Here is a 19,541-nt window from a genome sequence, read left to right on the forward strand (position 1 = left end):
AGATGTACAGTAAAAAACTTTACTCAAAAGAAAAGCTTTTAATTATCAGTTTTTTTGTTTTTATAACTTTAGTTTTAATTTGGATATCTTTAATTAGTGGGAATAATGGGATTGCCTTTGAAGATACCTTTAAAATCTTTAATCAAGAAGGAACTTTTTCAATAATTTTTCAAAAAATAAGAGTACCTAGAACTTTAGCTGCTTTTTTTGTGGGAGCAGCCCTTGGCCTATCAGGAGCAATGATGCAAGCAGTTTTAAAAAACCCTTTAGCATCTCCATTCACCTTAGGTATTTCACAAGCAAGTGCTTTCGGGGCTAGTTTTGCAATTATTGTTTTACAAGCTTATTCAAGTACAACATCCTATGAAGCAGGTTTTATAACTGCACTTTTTGCTTTTCTAACTAGTATGATAAGTACACTTTTAATAATCTCTTTAGGTAAAAAAGGGAATATGAGTCCTGAGTCTTTGATTTTATTTGGAGTTGCTATAGGAGCATTTTTTTCAGCATTTACAATGTTACTTCAATATTTTGCAGAAGATACAGATGCAGCTGCAACTCTATTTTGGACATTTGGAGATTTATCAAAGGCAAATAATTCCTCTATCTTTTTAATATCAACTGTTTTAATTCTTTCACTTTTATTTTATTTTAAAATATTTTGGAAATTTGATGCATTAATGCTTGGTGAGGACAGTGCGAAATCATTAGGTATAAATACTAGTAAACTTAGATTTTCATCTATGATTATTGCATCACTTTTGAGTGCAGTTTCTGTTTGTTTTTTTGGAATCATTGGATTTATAGGATTAATTGCTCCACATATTGTAAGACTTTTAATTGGAAATTCCCACAAATTTATTTTACCACTATCAGCATTATCTGGTGGAATTTTATTATTACTTGCTGATATAGTTTCAAGAACAGTTTTGCTTCCAGTTATAATTCCAGTTGGGATAATAACTTCAATGATTGGGGCTCCTTTATTTTTATACTTTTTATATGTGAGAAGAACATGAGTTTAAATATAAAACAATTATGTGTAAAAATAAAGAAAAATAAACTTCTTGAAAATATAGATTTAAATTTAAAAAATAGTGAACTAAATATTATAATAGGTCCAAATGGAGCTGGTAAAAGTACTCTTTTAAAATCTATTTGTAAAATTATTGATAATGTAGATGGGGAAATTTTATTAAATAATGAAGATATTATAAAAAAAGATATACAAGAGGTATCAAAAGATATTTCATATATGGGTCAATTTCAAAATAATTCTAATCTAAATGTAATAGATATTTTAGAACTTTCAAGAAGAAAATATAGTGGTTTTTCTTTGAATAAAAAGGACCATGAGATTATTGAAAAGATAATTAATGAATTTAACATTGAAAAATTTTTACATAAAAATATTGATTTTTTAAGTGGAGGAGAAAAACAAAAAATATTTTTAGCTTCTTCACTTATTCAAGAACCAAAGATTTTGCTTTTAGATGAACCAACCTCTTTTCTAGACCCAAAAAATCAAATAGAAATGCTTGAGATTATAAAGAAGGTTACAAAAGAGAAAAAACTTATAACAATAATGGTAATCCATGATTTACAAAATGCCCTACACTATGCAAATAAAATTATTATGCTTAAAGATAAAAAAATTATTGATTTCCAAGACTCACAAGATGTTCATGCTAAAATGATTTCAAATTTATATAATATACCCTGCGAAATATTTTGGCAAAATGGGCATCCTTTTACTTTTTTTGGACACACTCATAATCATGGGAATAAACATCATAATCATCACCATAACATTAAGGATACAAATTGATACTTGATACATTAAAAACCAAAGCACTAAAAAGTGCAAAAAGAAATAATCTATTTTTAAAAGAGTATATGTTGGATAAAACTTTTACATTTTGTATAATAAGTAATGGAAAAAAAGATTTTGTCGGATTAACTTTAACTCCTAAAAATGAAGGTGAATTAAACACTTTTAAATCAAATTCTATAGAAGAGATTTTAACAACAACTAATTATAATTTAGCTCAAAGAGCTGTAACATTAGCACTTATTAACGCAATTGGCCAATATGAATTAGGCAAAGTTGATATTCCTTTAAAAGCAAATCTAAGAATTGCCCTTTATGAAACAATTATTAATGAAAGTAGTGAGAATGATAATATTGTCTTTATAGGAAATTTAAAACCAGTTGTAAAAAAACTTAGTTCGTATAGAAAAAATGTCACTGTTTTTTGTAGAAGTATGACTGATGAAAAAAATGGTGTATACAATGATATTTTTGAGTATGAAGCAGTTTCAAAAGCTAATATTGTTGTAATAACAGGTGCAGCACTTATTGGTTCTACTATTGATGCAATTTTAAAATTTGCTACAAATGCAAAAACTGTTATATTATCTGGGTTTTCAGCTGGAATAAACCCTTTATGGCTTGAAGGATACAATATAACTCATGTGGCAAGTACAAGTTTAAAGGAAACAAAAAAAGAAGATATTTTAAATATCACACTTGAAAAGATTTTTGATAATCCTTGTTATTGTATAAAAAAAGATTAGTTCTAATTCGTCTGTAAAATAGAGTTTTTTAATTTATAGCCCCAAACTTTATAAGCTTTTTGTCCTAAATGAAGACCATCTGTTGTTAAATCCTCTTTTAAAAGACCTTTTTCATTTGAAAAAGCATAATTAAAATCTATCATTTTTATATTGTTTGATTCACAATACTCTTTTATCATATTATTTAACTTATGAACTTTTTTATTTACTGCAGGCATTTGAGTTAATAGTACTGCTTGAACTATTATCTTTATATTTTTTTTTACTATTCTATCAACTATTTTTTTATAGTTATCAAATATTTTTTCAAGTGGAACAGAAAGGCATAAGTCATTTATACCAATCATTAAACAAATTATTTTAGGTTCCAATTCTATTGCTTGATTTACTTTATTTAATACCCCAAGAGTATTATCCCCATCAATTCCAAGATTTATTACAAAATTATTTTCTAAAAGCTTTTTCCAATCACCTCTTGCAGTAAGAGAATCACCTAACATTACAACTTCAATAGTTTTTTTCATATAAAATCTTTATTTTTTCAAGGCATAATCTACTGCATTTAAAACATGCAGTTTTGTAGTATCAAAGATGGGTATATCTACGTATCCTTGTTTTATAAGCATAGATATTTCAGTACACCCTAAAATAACACCTTCACACTCTTGCTCTTTTTCTAATCTTTTTATTATTTTGATATATTCATCTCTTGATTTTTTATTACATATGCCTAAACATAACTCTTTATAGATTACATCATGGATAATATTTTGCTCTTTTTCATTTGGAATTATAACTTCAATCCCAAAGTTATCTTGAATCCTATCTTTATAAAAAGCCTCTGTCATAGTAAACTTAGTACCTAAAAGAGCAACTTTTTTAATATTTTTTTTAACTAATTCCTTCCCTGTTGCATCTGCAATATGTAAAATTGGAATAGAGATATTTTTTTCTATTTGGGGAACAACTTTATGCATGGTATTTGTGCAAATAATAAGAAAGTCAGCTTTTGCCTCTTGTATAGCTTTTGCTTCTTGGGATAAAATTACTGCTGTTTCATCCCAAAGTGAGCTGTGTTGAAACTTTTCAATCTCTTCAAAATCTACACTTGAAAGAATAATCTTGGCACTATGAAGACCACCAAGTCTATTTTTTATCTCTTCATTTAAAAGTTTATAATAAGTAGCTGTACTTTCCCAAGACATTCCACCAAGCATTCCTATTTTTTTCATACTTTCCCCAAAATTATAAAGTATAAATATTGTAACAAATTTAAATTGTAGTAGAGTTTAGTTTTTCTCTAAGAAAGCTTTTCTAATCCATCTTTATTTAGTTTATACACACTTGGAGCAAGTTTTTCTATAAAAGTCTTATGATGAGAGACAATAATCATAGATTTTTTTATTGAGTTTAAAATAGCAATGATTTTTTCTTCAGCAGATTCATCAAGGGCATTTGTTGGTTCATCAAGAAGTAAAATTTTTGGTTTTGTAATTAGTATTCCAGCAAGTGCTACGATTTTTTGCTCCCCTCCACTTAAATCATAAATATTTCTATTTTCTAAATGAAAGATTCCTAAATCTTTAAGAATTTCACAAGATTTGGCATAGGCTTCTTCTTTGTTTTCACCTTTGGCTCTTAGGGCAAACATAACATCTTCTATAACCGTTGGACAAAGAAAATGATCACTAACATCTTGAGGAAGATATCCAATATCACTCCTATACTTTCTAAAGTCTTTTAAACTCTTCATCTCATCATGAAATAAAAAAACTAATCCAGAACTTGGTTTTATAAGACCTACAATAATTTTAAGCAAAGAGCTTTTCCCACTTCCATTTGCACCAATAATTGCTACTTTTTCCTCATGGGAAACATTTAGTGTAAGATTATTAAATACTTCTTTACTGGTGTTTTTATAAGCTAACTCTTTCAAATTTATTGAACAACTCAAACTATTACCTCTTTTACATATAACATAGAAACAAAAAATATCAAAGCAATATCATAAAATGATAGCTTAGAATTATTTATCAAATAAATTTTTCCATGAAATCCTCTTAATTCAAAAGAATCTTGTAAAGCGTTTGCTTTTCTTATTGACTTCACAAAAATATGACCAAAAAGATTACCATAAGTTTCATAAGCAAATAGTGAAGAGTTGGCTCTAAAACCTCTAGCTTTTAGAGTTAGTTTTATTTTTTTAAATTCGTCAGTTAAAACTTGTATCATCTTCAAAGAAAAATAAACTGAACTTACAAACTTTGTAGGAAACCTTAATTCATTTAAAGCTCTAACTATATCGTATCCACTAGACTTTGAAAATAAAAGTAAGTTAAACAAGATAATCATATTTGTTCTAATATATATATTTAAAGCATTTTGAACATCATCTTGTAGTAGTAAGATAATAAATATCATAACAATAAATAGATTTAAAAATAATAGTTTTTTAAGTATTTTAAAAAAGTCTTTATATTCACAAACTATTGCAAATAGAATTGGAAGTAAAAAAAGGGTTTCAATTTTATTAAAACTTATAAATATAGAATATAAAAAGGCACAGATTAATATAATTGAAGAGTTAAATTTACTCATTTTTTAACTTTTTTTAAACCTATAAAAATTAAAGCTAATAAAACAATAGATACGATAGCTTCAATAAGATTATAATCTTTTACTTCTGGTTTTTCCTCTTTTAAATTTTTTACTTCAAATTCACTTTGTGCCCCATGTCCACCCAATGCTTCCACTTTTATTAGTAATTTTGGTCTTAACTCTTTAACTATATATTCACCAGCTTTATTTGTTAAACCATTTTCAAGTAATTTACCACTTTTATCATATACTTCAACTTTACATTCATTACAATATGCTCCTGATGCAAAATATGCAGAGGCTATTACTTTTGAATTCTCTTCATATACAAATAGATTTAATTGATGAGCAAAAGCGCAGATTGTTAATAGAAAAATTAATGATATGATTTTCATAAGTTTACCTCTTCAAGAAGTTCTGGTGTAGATTTTTTTAAATAATTAATCAAGAAAATTGTAATTAGACCTTCAATAGCCATAGCTGGAACATTTGCTAAGAATATTGTTAAAGAAGCATAAAGATACTCCTCTTTAGATAAAGCTAAAACAATTGCAAGAAAAAGAGTAGCTAACAATACAGGGAAAAAACCAATCACAAAGTATTTTATTTTTTCTTCTAAAAGATTAAAAAAACCTTTTTTTACAAATATATATGTGATGTAAGCTGGTAAAGACATAATGACAAGGTTTGCACCAAGTGAGGTTATACCTCCATAACCCAGAAGTGTAGCTTGAAATAAAAGTGCTATTAAAATGCTTAAAAAAACACATGGACCTATCAATATACCAATTACTCCAATTAATACCAAATGTATTTGCACCGGACCTAAGGGGATATGTATAAATGAAGCAATAAAAAATATTGCACTCATAGCAGATACAAGTGCAATATTTTTATTTTTTAAATTTTTAAGTGAATATAATACTAACCCTGCTCCTATTACTGCTGTAGTAATAGCAACTTCACTAGATAAGATACCATCTGAAATATGCATATTCTAATAAGCCTTTACCCAAATTAAAGCACCATTTTCAATAGGATATTTTTTTCCTTTGTATTCTTTTTCACCCTCTTCAATTAGTGCTGCAAATCCCCACCAACCTTTATGGTTCATTACAAAAGAAAATACTCCATTATCATCTGTTTTAACAACTTGTGTTATGTGAGCATCAGTTGGTGCTTTTAAATTAAATTGATTATATAATTCAACTTCAACCTCTACATTTGAAACTGGTTCACCATTATATACAACTTTTCCTTGAAAAATATTCCCTGAATATAATCCAAAAGGCTTTGTTAATGGGATAATCTCATAAGTTAACCCAATTGGTTCATCCCATCCATCTTCTAATCCATATGAAGATACAATCACTTTAGGTACATGTGAGATATATTTTCCTTCAGCTGGTTCAAAATATGGTTCTGGAATAGTATAAAACTTGTAAACACCTGGTCTTTTTATCTCATAACTACTTTTCCAAGCTTTATGATCAAAAACTTTTGTCTCTGTCAAAGGTAAAGATTGTTTATTTTTTCCATAAAAAATACCCTTTGGTTTTACCATTGTCATACCAGTTTGTTCAAAAGGATGAATAAACATTGCATCCAAAGTTATTTTTGATTCCTCTTTTGAAGTAACATTATCAGTAGATGGGATAAAAGTTAGAAAGTGAGCATTTGCAAATACTGCAAATACTCCAGCTAAAATCAGTTTTTTCATTATTTGCTCCTTGAATTAATTGAAAAATTATAAATATATAAAATTCAAAGGAAATAAATTATTTTTTTTCTTATGTATTTTTGGAACTTTTAGCAAATATTTTATTAGTTTATATTAAAAACATTCCCAATATTTTGTAACTCTTCTTTATACTCTTTAGCAATATAATAGTTTATAAGAAGTCCTTCTCTTTTTGATATTAATATGTTTGCATCTTTTAGTTTTCTAAGATGTTGAGATACTGGTGATTGTTTCATTTTCAAAATATCACTAATATCACATACACACATTTTTTCATATTTTAAAAGTAAATAAACTATTTTTAGTCTTACTTCACTTCCTAATAATGAGTATAATTTAGCCTCTTTTGAAAAAACCTCATCAAGTTTTGATATTATTGTTCTTTCCTTGTTAATTAAAGCTTCATTTACTTCTAGCCTTAGACAAGTTGTTTCATCTTTCAATAGATATTCCTTTTATTTTACTTTAAAATTGTTATTTTTATTTTGACTAAAACTTCCTTTTAAAGTCAAGTTATTTTGTACACTATTGGGCTTTAAATTATTAGTATTTTTTAACTCCGACCTAATAGTTTCATCACTAGAACAACAAGATGTTTTTTTAGTAAACTTATCTTTAAAAATATGGTATATAATTAAAGCTATCATAAAAATAGAAGCAAAAATACTAAAAATAGATACATCTTCATGATTTATAGCTATAGTAAAAAGACTTAACTCTTTAAAAAAAGTATCATATATATAACCAAATAATAATCCCAATACAGCAATAACTAACAAATACACAATTAATGCTGTTCTTCCTAACATTTTATAAACCACACTCATGGTAACTGCACTTGTTGCAGGTCCTGCTGTTAAAAATATAAATACAGCTCCAGGTGACATCCCTTGTATCATAAATGCAGCTGCAAATGGTAGTGATGCTGTTGCGCAAGTATATAAAGGCATTGCAAAAAGCATAACAACTAGATATGTTAAAAATTGGTTTTCAAAAAGGATTTGTGTATACTCTTTGGGAACTACTGTCATAAAAAGTGCTCCTAAAAATAGACCTACAATCAAAGCTTTAGCCATATCATTAAAAAGTGTTCCATATCCATATTTTAATACAGCTATAAAAGAAAAACCTTTTTTTGTACTTGAACTACTACAACAACTTGAAGTTGTATTTGAACTAGAACTGCAACAGCTAGATGTAGAACTAGAGTTTAAACTACAACAACTTTCTGTTTCTTCTATATTTTTATAAGTAGTATTAGTATCCTTTTTTTCAAATAAGTTTTGAACTAATCCAACTGTAATAGCTATAATTACAGAAGAAACAACTCTATATAAAGTAAATACAAATCCAAATAGTGAGTATGTTGCTAAAATAGAATCTACTCCAGTAATTGGAGTGGAGATTAAAAAACTTTGGACTGCACCTTTACTTGCGCCCTCTTTTTTCAAACCTTGTGCCAAAGGTATCACAGAACAAGAACACACAGGAAGAGGTATCCCAAAAAGTGTAGCTTTAACAACTGAACTAGTTGAATTTTTTCCTAAATGAGATGAAACAAAATTATCAGGTATTAATTGTTTTAAAATACCTGCAAAAAATAGTCCTATGATTATGTAAAGTGACATGGCATTTAACAAATCAAGGAAATTATCTAAAAAATTTATTAATAATTGCATATAAAAACCTTTATAGTATATTAGAATATACTAATATACTAAATAAATTCTTATATTTTTCTTTTTTTTCAAATTAAATTTAAACAATTTTCCTATTTCTATATGCTAAAACAATTGTAATAAAAATAACTAATAGAGTAATGGGAACAAATGGTGGTATATGTATAGGATCACCTGCTGCATAAGAGTGTAATCCAGCCAAATAATAGTTTACACCAAAATAGGTCATAATAATAGAAGAGTAAGATATTAAAGATAAAGAAGAAAAAATAAAATTTGATGCTAAACCTTTAATATAATGAAGATGTAAAATTACTGCATAAATCAAAATAGATACTAAAGTCCAAGTCTCTTTTGGATCCCATCCCCAATATCTTCCCCATGACTCATTTGCCCAAATTCCACCTAAAAAATTTCCTATTACAAGTAAAACCAAACCAATTATCATTGCCATTTCATTTATTCTTCTAGCTTCTTTAATAGAGATTTTTATTGATTCTTGTTTTAAATTGCTTTTATTTCTATTTGCAAAAATAAAAAATACCAATGTCAAAAAACCTAAGATAGCACTTAATCCCAAAAACCCATAGCTAGCTGTAATCACACTTACATGAATAGTAAGCCAATATGATTTTAATACAGGGGTTAAAGTTGTTATTTGAGGTTCTAACCAAGATAAGTGGGCTACAAATAGAGTAATTCCACTTAAAAGTGAAGTGGTTGCTAAAGCTAAAATTGATTGTTTTGAGAAAATTATTCCTGCTAATACAATTGCCCAAGCTATATAAATCATAGATTCATAACCATTTGACCAAGGAGCATGACCTGAAACATACCATCTAAGAGCTAATCCAAAAGTAAGAATAATAAAACTTATAATAAATACTATTAAAAAAGCTTTTGATACTTTGTCTAAAGTAAGTGTTGGTTTAAATATCTTTACAAATACAAAAATCAATAAAATCAAACCTAAAATTAAATAAATAGGTGTAAGGTTTTTAAATATATTATATTTATTAAATAAAAGTTCAGCATCAATTTTCCACTGATTAGGAAAAATATCACTTGCATATTTTTTCTGATAATTAATAATCTCATCAAGGGCTATATTAGCTTCTGTCCAAGAACTCTTATTCTCATTTGCATTTTTTAAAGCTATAAAATAGTTATCCATTAGTTTTGCTATATTTCTTGCTTCTTGTTCATTTAAGGCTCCAACTTTGTCATTAATAACTGAAATTGCTAAAGTTGGGTCAAGCCATTTGTTATTTTTGTCATCAATTTTAGGGAAAAGCTTTAAAAAAGCACCAGAAAATAGGTTATAAATAATATTTAATCGCTCATCAACTTTTATAACTTCTTTATCATATGTTGTTCTCTCAGAGGGCTTCTTTTTATTGATAATCTCTAAATCATCTTCTAATTTATATTTTCCTAAATTGCCATAAATATCATCAAATCTAAAATACTTCTTACCATTAGGCACACTTAAGACCCTTTTTAATTTAATATTATTTACTCTAATAATTGGTATCTTTTGCCACTGTCTTGGATTAATAAGCATACTTATAAATAATTGATTGGCATCTAATCCATATAAACTCTCTTTTCTCATAACCTTATTCATAATCTCAATTGCTAAAGAGTTTAAAGGTTTAATTCTTCCTTGATAATCTTGTATCAAAACAGAACCCAATTTATTGGCATGATTTATATCTATATTTTTTAAAAGTTCTAAATCAATATCCTTTGCATTGACATTTGCATTAAAGACAAATAAAAAGCATAAAAATAAAGCACTTAATACATTTTTTAATTCATATCTTGTTTTAGCCAATTTTTGGAATCTTCCATTTTTCATAAAAAGACTAAAAATAAGTCCTGTAAAAAGTAAAAAATATCCTATATATGTGGGGATGACTCCTGGGTCTTTATTTACTGAAAGTATTGTTGCTGTTTCATTCATAGTGTATGAACTTTGAAAAAACTTAAACCCCTTATAACTTAAGGGATTGTTCATTGAGATTAATTGTTCAAATGTTATATCATCTTTCATATCATAAACTTTTACATAACTAGAATATGTTGATGGTGATTTTGAACCAGGATATCTTTCCAATTTAAAATCATTTAGGTATAAAGAAAAAGGAAGTTCAATTATCTTTGCTCCCCAAGATAGTTTTAGAGTTTTATCATCTAATTTTATTGTTTTTTTATAACCTTGATTTGAACCACCTTTTCCAAAAAGTGAAACTTCACTTATCTTTCCTTTATAATTTAACTTTGCAATGACTGCATTTAATTGTTTATCTTTTTTTACTAAAGTTTTATCAATACTTATAACTTCTACCTTTCCTGATACAGAAAAATCTGGTGTAACAAATCTAGTTTGTGCAACCATATAAATAATATCATTTCGTAAAGGGATAGCCTCATTTGCTTTTGTACTTCCTTGTCCCACACCATCCATAAAATTGTAAGTTATTGATACATTTGATTTTATATATATTTGCCTATCTTTTGTAAAAAAATTTACTTTTGGTTTTGAGTTATCTTCTATATTTTTATTTAGTGAAAAATTCGTATATTTATCAGAGTATATTTTTTTATTTTTTAAATCAATACTTCTAGCCCCTGTTAAATCAGTTATTATTAGGTTAACCATAGGTTTTCCACCATTAACTGTAATTATTTTTTCAGCTGCATTTGGTACAAATCTCTCAAACTCTAAACTTAAATCTTCATCTATTTTTAAATCAAAATCTGTTTGAGAAAGTTGAGTCATCAATACTTTTTTATCTTTTTTTACTATCTCTTTTTTATCTTTAGTCAATAAAACAGCTTGAATATATTCATCATTTGACACCATTTTATTTTGGATTGTAGATTCGGGAATTGTCATGATTCCTTCATATCCTAAATATCTAGTTAATCCAGCACCTAATAAAATAAAAGCAAATGAGATATGAATAAAGAAAATAAAAAACTTTTTAATTTTGTACATTTTAAACCAGATAATATTTGCTAGTGATGATAATACAAGTATTAACATGATAAGTTCAAACCATGTTTTATTATATACAAATGATTTTGCACCAAGAGTATCATAATCATTTTCAATAAATGTGGCAACGGCACATGAAAAAGCAAAAAGTAACATCAAAACTGTTGCTGTCTCAATTGATAAAATATTTTTTAATAGTTTTTTCATCTCTTCCCTAAAAATTATACAATTAATAAATAACACCTAAATTAGTAGGAGAGAAGTAACTAAAGGTGTTATTTAGTAAAAGTATAAAGAAAAGAGGAAAACCTCTTTTCTAAATATGTAATTTAAAGTCTAGTTATAAGAAGTTTTATCTTCAATACCCTCTGTTGATTTAGGATTGTAGATACCTTTTTTCTCTGCTTCTTTTTTCCACTCAATTAGAAGACCACTTTTAAATTTTTCCTTGTCATCCACAAGTTTTTTAAATGGTAATCCAACAATCTCTTGAGCTTTCTCTTTCGAAGTTGCTTGTGGTGCTTTATAATCAGCTGCACCATGTTTTGCTAAGATTTTAGCCAATTTAATTCTAGCATTTCCTGCTTTTTCTAATGCAGTTGCTAAAACTCTTAAAGTCTCTTCAGGAGCATGGAAAAATGCTGGATGTGATGCTACTGCATAATCCCATCTCCATTGAGCGTGTCTAATATCTTTTAATACAGGAGCCATCTCCTCTTTAGTTGCACCAACTTCCCAAGCTTTTCCAGCTTCTAAGTGAGCAGCAGCAAGTTGTTTCATAGCTTTTTCATGTAACTCATTTTTTCTTTCTTTTTTCTCATTAATTGTTTTAAGTAATGAGTCTTCAGAAACTCTATGGCAAGTCATACAAGTATTTTCCATATTATCTAATGGATTTCCAATTTTATGGTCTGTATATTTAACTCCACCTTCTCTTTTATATGGCATATGACAATCTGCACAAGATACATTATTTTTACCATGTGCTCCTGTTTTCCACATCTCATAACCTGGATGTTGAGCTTTTAACATAGGTGTTTTAGAAATTTTATGTGTCCAATCTGTGAAATTAATATTGTCATAATATTTTTCCATATCATCAACTGAAGTTCCTTCTGCCCATGGTAAAGTAACAACAGCCGCTTTTTTACCATTAGGTGTATCAGTTTTTTTGAAATAATACTCAACATGACATTGTGCACAAACCATTGTTCTCATCTCTTGGTGAGTTGCATCAGCTAACGAAGTTTCACCATTTGCTTGTAAAGCAGTATCTAAGTATTTTCTATTTACTTGAAGCTCCATAGTTTCAGGATTATGACAATCTACACAACCAATTGGATTAATAATATCTGAACCATATTTTGCCCATTTTCCAGTAAAGTACTCTAAGTCACCTTGCTCATTCATGATTCTAGGAACATCAGGTGATTTACATGTCCAACATGCCGTTGGCATTGGTCCAGTTTTACTATCTACTGGTGCACCTGTTCTAAGAGTATTTCTATTATCTTCTATTGCATAGAAGTGTCCTCTTGGAGCATTATAATCTTTTGCAAAACCATAACCAGCCCATAAAACAACTAACTCAGGATATTTTTCTAACATATCCTCAATTTTATCACTTTGTTTTGTTTGTTTCCAAGAATCATATTCTCTTGGGTAAAACTTTTTAAACTCTTCGTTTTTAGTTTCCCATTTGTCAATTTTTGGAACAGAGTTTATAATTTTTTGTTCCTCTTTTTTCTCATTAATAGATGCAACTAATGCACTTAAACAGCCAATTGCTATTAATGAAGCTACAAGTAAGACTTTAAACTTTTTCATCTTTCTTTTCCTTCTTATTTCATTCTTTCTTTTACACCAATACTATATGGAGTTGATGTTAAACTTCTAACTTTGCCATGAGGTGTAAACTTATGGCATTCCCAACATTTTCGATCAGCTTTTAAACTATCCTCTTCTGAACCATGGTAATTATCTGCATTAAGTCCCATTTGAGATGTTAAATCTCCATGACATCTAATACAATTTGCTTGTACTCTGTTTGCCCCATCTTCACTTATGTCAATATTATTTTCATAAGTGTTTAAGGTAAAGGCAACTGAGTGATTCCAACCATCGATTGCTTTTGATTTGTATTTAGCAACCACATCACCAACAGGCAAGTGACAATCCACACATGTTGCAACATTCTTATGAGAACTTTTTGACCATGTTGCATATGCAGAATTCATCGTATGACAATTGATACAGGCTTTGGGATCACTTGACAGGTATGACAACATTTTTGATGCATGCACTGTATAAGCAAATAAACCAACGGCAATAAGAAAAGCTAAAATTGATCCATAGACTACAATTTTTTCTCTTTCCATTCTTAATCCTTTAAATTGCATTAGAAGTATAAGTTAAATTTCAACTTAAATCCTTGACCTATGTCAAGAATGAATATTTAGTCATACTATAAGATGGTACTTTGTAGTTGATTTTAGTTATTTACTTAAAATATCATTTATTTTAATTATGTATTGTTAATAGTAAATTTTATTTTACTTTATTTAAAATAAAGTTTTTAAGGTAGTTATATAGTTTTATTTATAAGCTTTAATTATATATATTTTTTTCTTTATAAAATAGTAAGTTAATTTATAAAAAATTATACTAATTTTTGAATTTGTTAAATTATTGAAAAGCTTATTTTGAAAAATGAAATATAAATCCCAAAATTTTACACAACAAACTATTTTGAAATAAAAAATGCATAAAAAAAGCTCCCTAAGGAGCCTTCTTTTATATTTAAGAGATTATGAAAAATTCGCTTTTTTCATTATCTTAAGAATGTGTTCGCAATTCATTCTTAAGTTATAAGAAAATTATAATCTATAAGTATTAATCATAATCTAATACTAAATTAATGTTTAGTTAATGAACTAAGAGTTAGTTTCTCCAATACTCTCTTTATAATACAAGTATTTTTTATTTCCAAAATTTAAAATTGCGATTAAACTGCGATTTTATTTAATTATATTTAATGCCAAGATTCACACTAAATACAAGTTTATAATTTTGCGAATTTTATATAAACAAGTATTTAGTGTATTAATTAAAATTGACATAAGGGAATAAAATGAAAAAAATCTTAGGACTGAGTATGATTACTTCTTTCGTTCTATCAACATCAACGTATGCAGATAGTATTTCAGAGGCATTTGATAATCTTGAAGTTAATGGAGAAATTAAGTTAGGTTTCGTAAGTTCTGACTTTTTAGGAGCTGCTAAAACTGATAAAGTAACAGCAATAGGTGGAAGTTTATCTGCAGTAACAGGTTCTTTCTATGGATTAAAAGCTGGAGTAACTTTTCAAGCAGCTACAATTTTAAGTGATGATACAAAAAATAATCCAACTAATATATTTTCTGTAAACAATACAAGTTATAGAACATCTTTCTTTGATACAGATGGAGTATCTCTTTCTGAATCATATTTAGAATACACAATAGTTAATACAACATTTAAAGCTGGTAGACAATATATTCATACACCCATTGTTAATAATGCAATAGAAGGTAAATCTTCAGAAGCGATTGTTAAAGACTCTTTTGAAGCATATCTATTAACAAATACTGATATACCAGATACAACACTTGTAGCTGGTTATATTGATAAATTTCAAGCTCAGAATAATGGGAATAGTGAATTTAACGATTTTGCAGATTTAGAAGATGGTGCTTATACCTTATATATTAAAAATAATTCTATTGAAAACTTAACTTTACAAGCACAATATTTAGATATAGATGGAAATACAACTGCTGCTGATACTGATTTATTTTATTTACAAGCTGACTACCAAGCGGGACCTCATACTTTAAGTGCACAATATTATAGATCTTCAGTAAACAAGCAAGTTGGAAAAATGTATGGATTGAAAGCTACTGGGCCACTTGGATTAGGCAAATTAGGTTATCTAGTAGGTTATTCTTCAAGTATGGATGATATTAATGCCGTTTATACAGGTGCTGGTGCTGGTGCAACAGATTCAGTGTTTACAGCATTACCCGTTCATGATGGTGAAGTTCCTGCAAGAGCAGATACAGATACAATTGTTGGAGCTATAGTAGCACCAATTGGTCCTACAACCATAATCACATATGCTGGAAAATCAATGTCAAATACTCATGTTTTAGGCGATGTTACAGGAATGGGAGCAATATTTATATATCCAATTACTAAAGATTTAGTTTTAAAAGCAAATTATGCACATGTAGATACAGAAAATACTCTAGCACCTGCAGGAGTTGTAAACGACACTACCGATACAGCAAGAATCTATTTATCATATAAATTCTAAATTTTCGTGCCCTTTCAACCCTCCTCCAGGGAAGGGCACACCTTATAAATTAAACAATTAGATATTTTCAAAAAACTCTAACCTTGCAATACTAATTAATATAGATTTTTTTATGATTAAAATAAATTAATGTACAATTTGAAAAAGTTTATAAACAAGCTTGAATTAATTTTGAAAGATAAGATGAAAAAGAATTATAAAAATTATACTTATATTTATAAGAAAAAAATGTAACCCTAAATAATCTTTCATAAAATACCTTAATTTTATATTTGGATAAAAAGATATTATAAAAATAAAGTTGTATATTTATCGCGAATTAATATTTAAAATACTATTTAGAATTTTACTATATAACAAAAACAAAAAGAGTTTGAGAAATTAGAAAATTGAATCTATATATTTTTATAACTAATCAAAATATATTGCTGCATAAAAATTCTCAATTTTGTAAAAGAAAATATAAAACTACTGGAATATAAATAATACTAGCTAAAGTCCCAACTGCAACTACTGATGCAACCATACTAGAATCATGATTATATTTTTCAGCTAAAATTGCATTTAAAACAGCAGGTGGCAAAATAGAAAAAAGTATTAATAAATTAATCTGTAAGGGCGTATACTCAAAAATAGTCATTGCAAAAAATGCCATTATAAGCCCAGAAAGAGGACATAAAACTGCTCCAATTAACCCTACTTTTAAATTTTTAAAACTTACAGTTGATAATCTAACACCAAGTGAAAATAGTATTAAAGGAATAGCCACTTGTGAAATTATCTCAACGGATGGTAAAAAAAGTGTAGGTAAATGTAAATCAAAATAATTAAAACAAAGACCAAATATTGTTGCAATTATAACAGGGTTTTTAAAAAGTTCTAAAACCTTTATATTACCTCCATACATATAAACAGCAATTGTAAACTGCCCTATTACTTGAACTAAAGATAAAGCTATAAACATAGCCATAGCCTCTTGACCAAAAGCAAAAAGTGATAAAGGAAGTCCTAGATTTATAGAGTTGTTAAACATCATTGTAGGAAGAAAAGCTTTAATATTTACATTTAAATATTTTAAAAATGGATATAAAATTAAACCTGAACCTAATACTACTATAACTGCACCTATAGAAAAATATCCTAAAACTTTTATTGAGGGAAGTTTTTCACTAATAGCATAAAATATCAAGATGGGAATAAAAATATCAAGATTGATTTTATTTGGAATATCCATACTAATTTTTTTATATTTTGCATATGCATAACCAATTGAGCTAGCTAATATTACTGGCATAAGTATATTTAATATTTGATATATCATCTATCTTCTTTGATTACATTTTTCTTTTAAAAAACCATCATCTACTATAGATGAAAATAATGGCAAAGGATCCTCATTTTTTATGCCCTTTTATAATCTTCATATAAAAGGGCAACTTTTAATTTTTTAGCCTTTATATAATTAGTTAATTATATTACTCTTCACTAAAAAAATCTAATAAAAGCTTATTAAATCTATCTTTATGTTCTATTTGACTCCAATGTCCACACTCTCCAAAACTATGAATTTGTGATTTTTTAATTAAGTGATGTAATCTAACAGAGTTTTCAAAAGGAATAACTTTATCATCTCTACCATGAATAATTAACACATCTTTATCAATATTTGCTATATCCTTTTCATCACTTGCCATTGCTACAACAGATGTTTGTCTAGGAAATGGGAACATTGAACCAAATGATTCTTGGAATCCTGGTCTAATACTTGCTTCATATCGTAATTTTGCAAGTTCATCAGTAACTAAAACTCTACTATAAGCAAAAGTATCTAGTAAAGCTTTCATATTTTCTAAACTAGGAGTATATCCCCATGCTTGGTCAAGTCCATCAGTAATAGGAAACTCAACACCCATAGCCCCCATAAGAACTATTTTATTAAATTTTTCTGGATACTTAATAGCCAAAGATAATGCCAATGCTCCACCAAAAGAGTTACCTACAAGGTTAACTTTTTCTAAATTTAATGCATCCATTAAATCAACAATTTGTTGAACCCATACATCCATACCATATTTGATACCTTCAGGTCTATCCGAAAACCCAAAACCAACCATGTCAGGAGCTATTACTCTAAATTTTTTTGCTAATTCTGGAATACATAATCTCCAATTTGCATATGCAGAAACTCCCGGTCCAGAACCATGAATAAAAATTATAACTTCCCCTTGACCTTCATCATGGTAGTTTGTATTATAATTTCCTGTTTTTATACTATTTGCAATTTCTGGATTACTCATCTATTTATCCTTTTTATTTAAATTAAATTCATTTGCAAGTAACTCATAAGAATTTTTTCTATCTTCAAAAGAATAAGTTACATTTACAACCATTACTTCTTCAACTTTATACTCATCTGCTAATTTTTCAATTTTTTCTTTACACTCTTTAGGTGTTCCTAAAACCATTGTATCCATAGTTTCATGGAAATAGATTTTATCTTCATATGAAAGCTCTTCGTATAACTTTTTTACTTTTTGGGGACTATGCAGTGCTTCTCTTTGCTTCCCTGTAAAAGCTTGAACTTTCCAATATGTATGACTACTTGCTATGCTTTGTGCTTTTTCTTTCGTTTCAGCACAAATACAAGCAACAGCAATCATAGGTTTAGGTTTAGAGAATGTTTTTGAAGCTTTAAAACTTTTTCTATAATTATCCATAATAATTGTTGGTCTATCGTGTGTTCCAATAAATAAAGCCAAACAAAAACCAGCTCCAAGTTGTCCTGCTAAAATGGAACTTCCTTCACTTGAACCTAAAAGATACACAGGAGTTGATTCAACTCCTTTTGGACTTACTCCAACTCCATAAAAATAGTCATCCTCTTTAAAAGAATCATTTAAAAAGTTAGTTAAATCATATGCTTTATTTGCATAAGAATCATTACTTTGATTATGTAAAGCTCTTGCACTTAAAAAGTTAGCACCACTTGCTCTTCCAATACCTAAATCAATCCTATTTTCATAAAGTGCATTTAATGTATTAAATTGCTCTGCAACTTTATAAGGACTATAATGGTTGAGCATAACACCACCACTTCCAACTCTAATTTTAGATGTTGAACTTGCAACTGCACCAACCATTATTTCAGGAGTTGCACTTGCATAACCAGGAGTATCATGATGTTCTGCACACCAGTATCTATAGTACCCCAATTTTTCACTAAGTCTTGCAAGTTCTATCGTATCATGAAGTCCAGTTTTAGGCTCTTTATTATCATGAACTGGAGATTGATCTAATACACTTAATTTTAAACTCATCTATTTCCCAAGTTTTTTAACACTATTTCCAGCTATACCATAATGTTGTTTTGGCATCTCATTTATGATAATTCTAACACTTTCAATTGGAGCATCAAGTGATTGAGAAATTGCTTGACTTACACTTTCAATAAGTTTCTCTTTTTTCTCATCACTTCTACCCTCAATAATATTTATTGTTGCAATTGGCATAAAATAATCCTTTTAAAATGTCCCCTTATAAAAGGGACTATACTTTTTATAACTACTTTTTAGTGATAAAAAGTAGTTT

Annotated in this window: 20 protein-coding genes; 4 read left to right on the forward strand and 16 right to left on the reverse strand. The window is 27.9% G+C overall.

Going from position 1 to position 19,541, the window contains the following annotated elements; genetic code table 11:
* Positions 1–2: 2 nt before the first annotated feature.
* The 3 genes from ACKU4C_RS11565 to ACKU4C_RS11575 are packed head-to-tail and all read left to right on the forward strand — an operon-like array spanning position 3 to position 2,577.
* Positions 3–1,019 carry an iron ABC transporter permease gene (locus ACKU4C_RS11565; RefSeq protein WP_321312148.1) on the forward strand — a complete coding sequence of 339 codons (1,017 nt, stop codon included), beginning with the start codon at positions 3–5 and terminating at the stop codon, positions 1,017–1,019.
* Positions 1,016–1,828: an ABC transporter ATP-binding protein gene (locus ACKU4C_RS11570; protein WP_321312150.1), complete on the forward strand. Its 813-nt coding sequence runs from the start codon at positions 1,016–1,018 to the stop codon at positions 1,826–1,828. The genes ACKU4C_RS11565 and ACKU4C_RS11570 overlap by 4 nt, the downstream gene beginning before the upstream one ends.
* Complete coding sequence (locus tag ACKU4C_RS11575) at positions 1,825–2,577, forward strand: Rossmann-like domain-containing protein (RefSeq protein ID WP_321312151.1); 753 nt, start codon at positions 1,825–1,827, stop codon at positions 2,575–2,577. The genes ACKU4C_RS11570 and ACKU4C_RS11575 overlap by 4 nt, the downstream gene beginning before the upstream one ends.
* A gap of 2 nt (positions 2,578–2,579) precedes the next feature.
* Here the strand turns inward: ACKU4C_RS11575 and ACKU4C_RS11580 are convergent, their stop codons facing one another.
* The 12 genes from ACKU4C_RS11580 to nrfH all read right to left on the reverse strand — a co-directional run bounded on the left by ACKU4C_RS11580 (position 2,580) and on the right by nrfH (position 13,977).
* Entirely contained in the window at positions 2,580–3,101 is a 522-nt protein-coding gene (locus ACKU4C_RS11580; RefSeq protein ID WP_321312153.1) for a GDSL-type esterase/lipase family protein, read from the reverse strand.
* Between the two features lie 9 nt (positions 3,102–3,110).
* Positions 3,111–3,809, reverse strand: coding sequence for an aspartate/glutamate racemase family protein (locus tag ACKU4C_RS11585; RefSeq protein ID WP_321312155.1), 699 nt, complete (start codon positions 3,807–3,809; stop codon positions 3,111–3,113).
* 68 nt (positions 3,810–3,877) lie between these two features.
* Complete coding sequence (locus ACKU4C_RS11590; RefSeq protein ID WP_321312157.1) at positions 3,878–4,531, reverse strand: ABC transporter ATP-binding protein; 654 nt, start codon at positions 4,529–4,531, stop codon at positions 3,878–3,880.
* The gene (locus ACKU4C_RS11595) at positions 4,528–5,175 is read right to left on the reverse strand and encodes an energy-coupling factor transporter transmembrane component T (protein WP_321312159.1); all 648 of its coding nucleotides are present in this window, start codon (positions 5,173–5,175) and stop codon (positions 4,528–4,530) included. The genes ACKU4C_RS11590 and ACKU4C_RS11595 overlap by 4 nt, the downstream gene beginning before the upstream one ends.
* Positions 5,172–5,570 carry a hypothetical protein gene (locus tag ACKU4C_RS11600; protein ID WP_321312160.1) on the reverse strand — a complete coding sequence of 133 codons (399 nt, stop codon included), beginning with the start codon at positions 5,568–5,570 and terminating at the stop codon, positions 5,172–5,174. The genes ACKU4C_RS11595 and ACKU4C_RS11600 overlap by 4 nt, the downstream gene beginning before the upstream one ends.
* Positions 5,567–6,169: a cobalt transporter CbiM gene (cbiM, locus tag ACKU4C_RS11605; RefSeq protein WP_321312162.1), complete on the reverse strand. Its 603-nt coding sequence runs from the start codon at positions 6,167–6,169 to the stop codon at positions 5,567–5,569. The genes ACKU4C_RS11600 and cbiM overlap by 4 nt, the downstream gene beginning before the upstream one ends.
* A gap of 3 nt (positions 6,170–6,172) precedes the next feature.
* Positions 6,173–6,895, reverse strand: coding sequence for a DUF4198 domain-containing protein (locus tag ACKU4C_RS11610; RefSeq protein ID WP_321312164.1), 723 nt, complete (start codon positions 6,893–6,895; stop codon positions 6,173–6,175).
* Between the two features lie 104 nt (positions 6,896–6,999).
* Positions 7,000–7,359, reverse strand: a complete 360-nt coding sequence (locus tag ACKU4C_RS11615; RefSeq protein WP_321312166.1) for a metalloregulator ArsR/SmtB family transcription factor — start codon at positions 7,357–7,359, stop codon at positions 7,000–7,002.
* Between the two features lie 12 nt (positions 7,360–7,371).
* Positions 7,372–8,595: an SO_0444 family Cu/Zn efflux transporter gene (locus tag ACKU4C_RS11620; RefSeq protein ID WP_321312168.1), complete on the reverse strand. Its 1,224-nt coding sequence runs from the start codon at positions 8,593–8,595 to the stop codon at positions 7,372–7,374.
* 79 nt (positions 8,596–8,674) lie between these two features.
* Positions 8,675–11,806, reverse strand: a complete 3,132-nt coding sequence (gene ccsA / locus ACKU4C_RS11625; protein WP_321312170.1) for a cytochrome c biogenesis protein CcsA — start codon at positions 11,804–11,806, stop codon at positions 8,675–8,677.
* Between the two features lie 129 nt (positions 11,807–11,935).
* Complete coding sequence (gene nrfA, locus ACKU4C_RS11630) at positions 11,936–13,426, reverse strand: ammonia-forming cytochrome c nitrite reductase (protein ID WP_321312172.1); 1,491 nt, start codon at positions 13,424–13,426, stop codon at positions 11,936–11,938.
* A gap of 14 nt (positions 13,427–13,440) precedes the next feature.
* Entirely contained in the window at positions 13,441–13,977 is a 537-nt protein-coding gene (gene nrfH, locus ACKU4C_RS11635) for a cytochrome c nitrite reductase small subunit (RefSeq protein WP_321312174.1), read from the reverse strand.
* Between the two features lie 752 nt (positions 13,978–14,729).
* Between nrfH and ACKU4C_RS11640 the strand changes: the two genes are divergently transcribed.
* Positions 14,730–15,953, forward strand: a complete 1,224-nt coding sequence (locus ACKU4C_RS11640; RefSeq protein ID WP_321312176.1) for a hypothetical protein — start codon at positions 14,730–14,732, stop codon at positions 15,951–15,953.
* 442 nt (positions 15,954–16,395) lie between these two features.
* On the opposite strand, the gene ACKU4C_RS11645 is transcribed toward ACKU4C_RS11640, so the two are convergent.
* The 4 genes from ACKU4C_RS11645 to ACKU4C_RS11660 all read right to left on the reverse strand — a co-directional run bounded on the left by ACKU4C_RS11645 (position 16,396) and on the right by ACKU4C_RS11660 (position 19,462).
* Positions 16,396–17,274: an AEC family transporter gene (locus ACKU4C_RS11645; protein WP_321312178.1), complete on the reverse strand. Its 879-nt coding sequence runs from the start codon at positions 17,272–17,274 to the stop codon at positions 16,396–16,398.
* Between the two features lie 154 nt (positions 17,275–17,428).
* Complete coding sequence (locus ACKU4C_RS11650; protein ID WP_321312180.1) at positions 17,429–18,250, reverse strand: alpha/beta hydrolase; 822 nt, start codon at positions 18,248–18,250, stop codon at positions 17,429–17,431.
* Positions 18,251–19,270 (reverse strand): LLM class flavin-dependent oxidoreductase, encoded by a 1,020-nt coding sequence (locus ACKU4C_RS11655; RefSeq protein ID WP_321312182.1) that lies wholly within the window; start codon positions 19,268–19,270, stop codon positions 18,251–18,253.
* On the reverse strand, positions 19,271–19,462 hold the full coding sequence (locus ACKU4C_RS11660; protein ID WP_321312184.1) for a 2-hydroxymuconate tautomerase: 192 nt from the start codon (positions 19,460–19,462) through the stop codon (positions 19,271–19,273).
* Between the last annotated feature and the right edge of the window lie 79 nt (positions 19,463–19,541).

This window comes from Halarcobacter sp., assembly GCF_963676935.1.
Lineage (GTDB): Bacteria > Campylobacterota > Campylobacteria > Campylobacterales > Arcobacteraceae > Halarcobacter.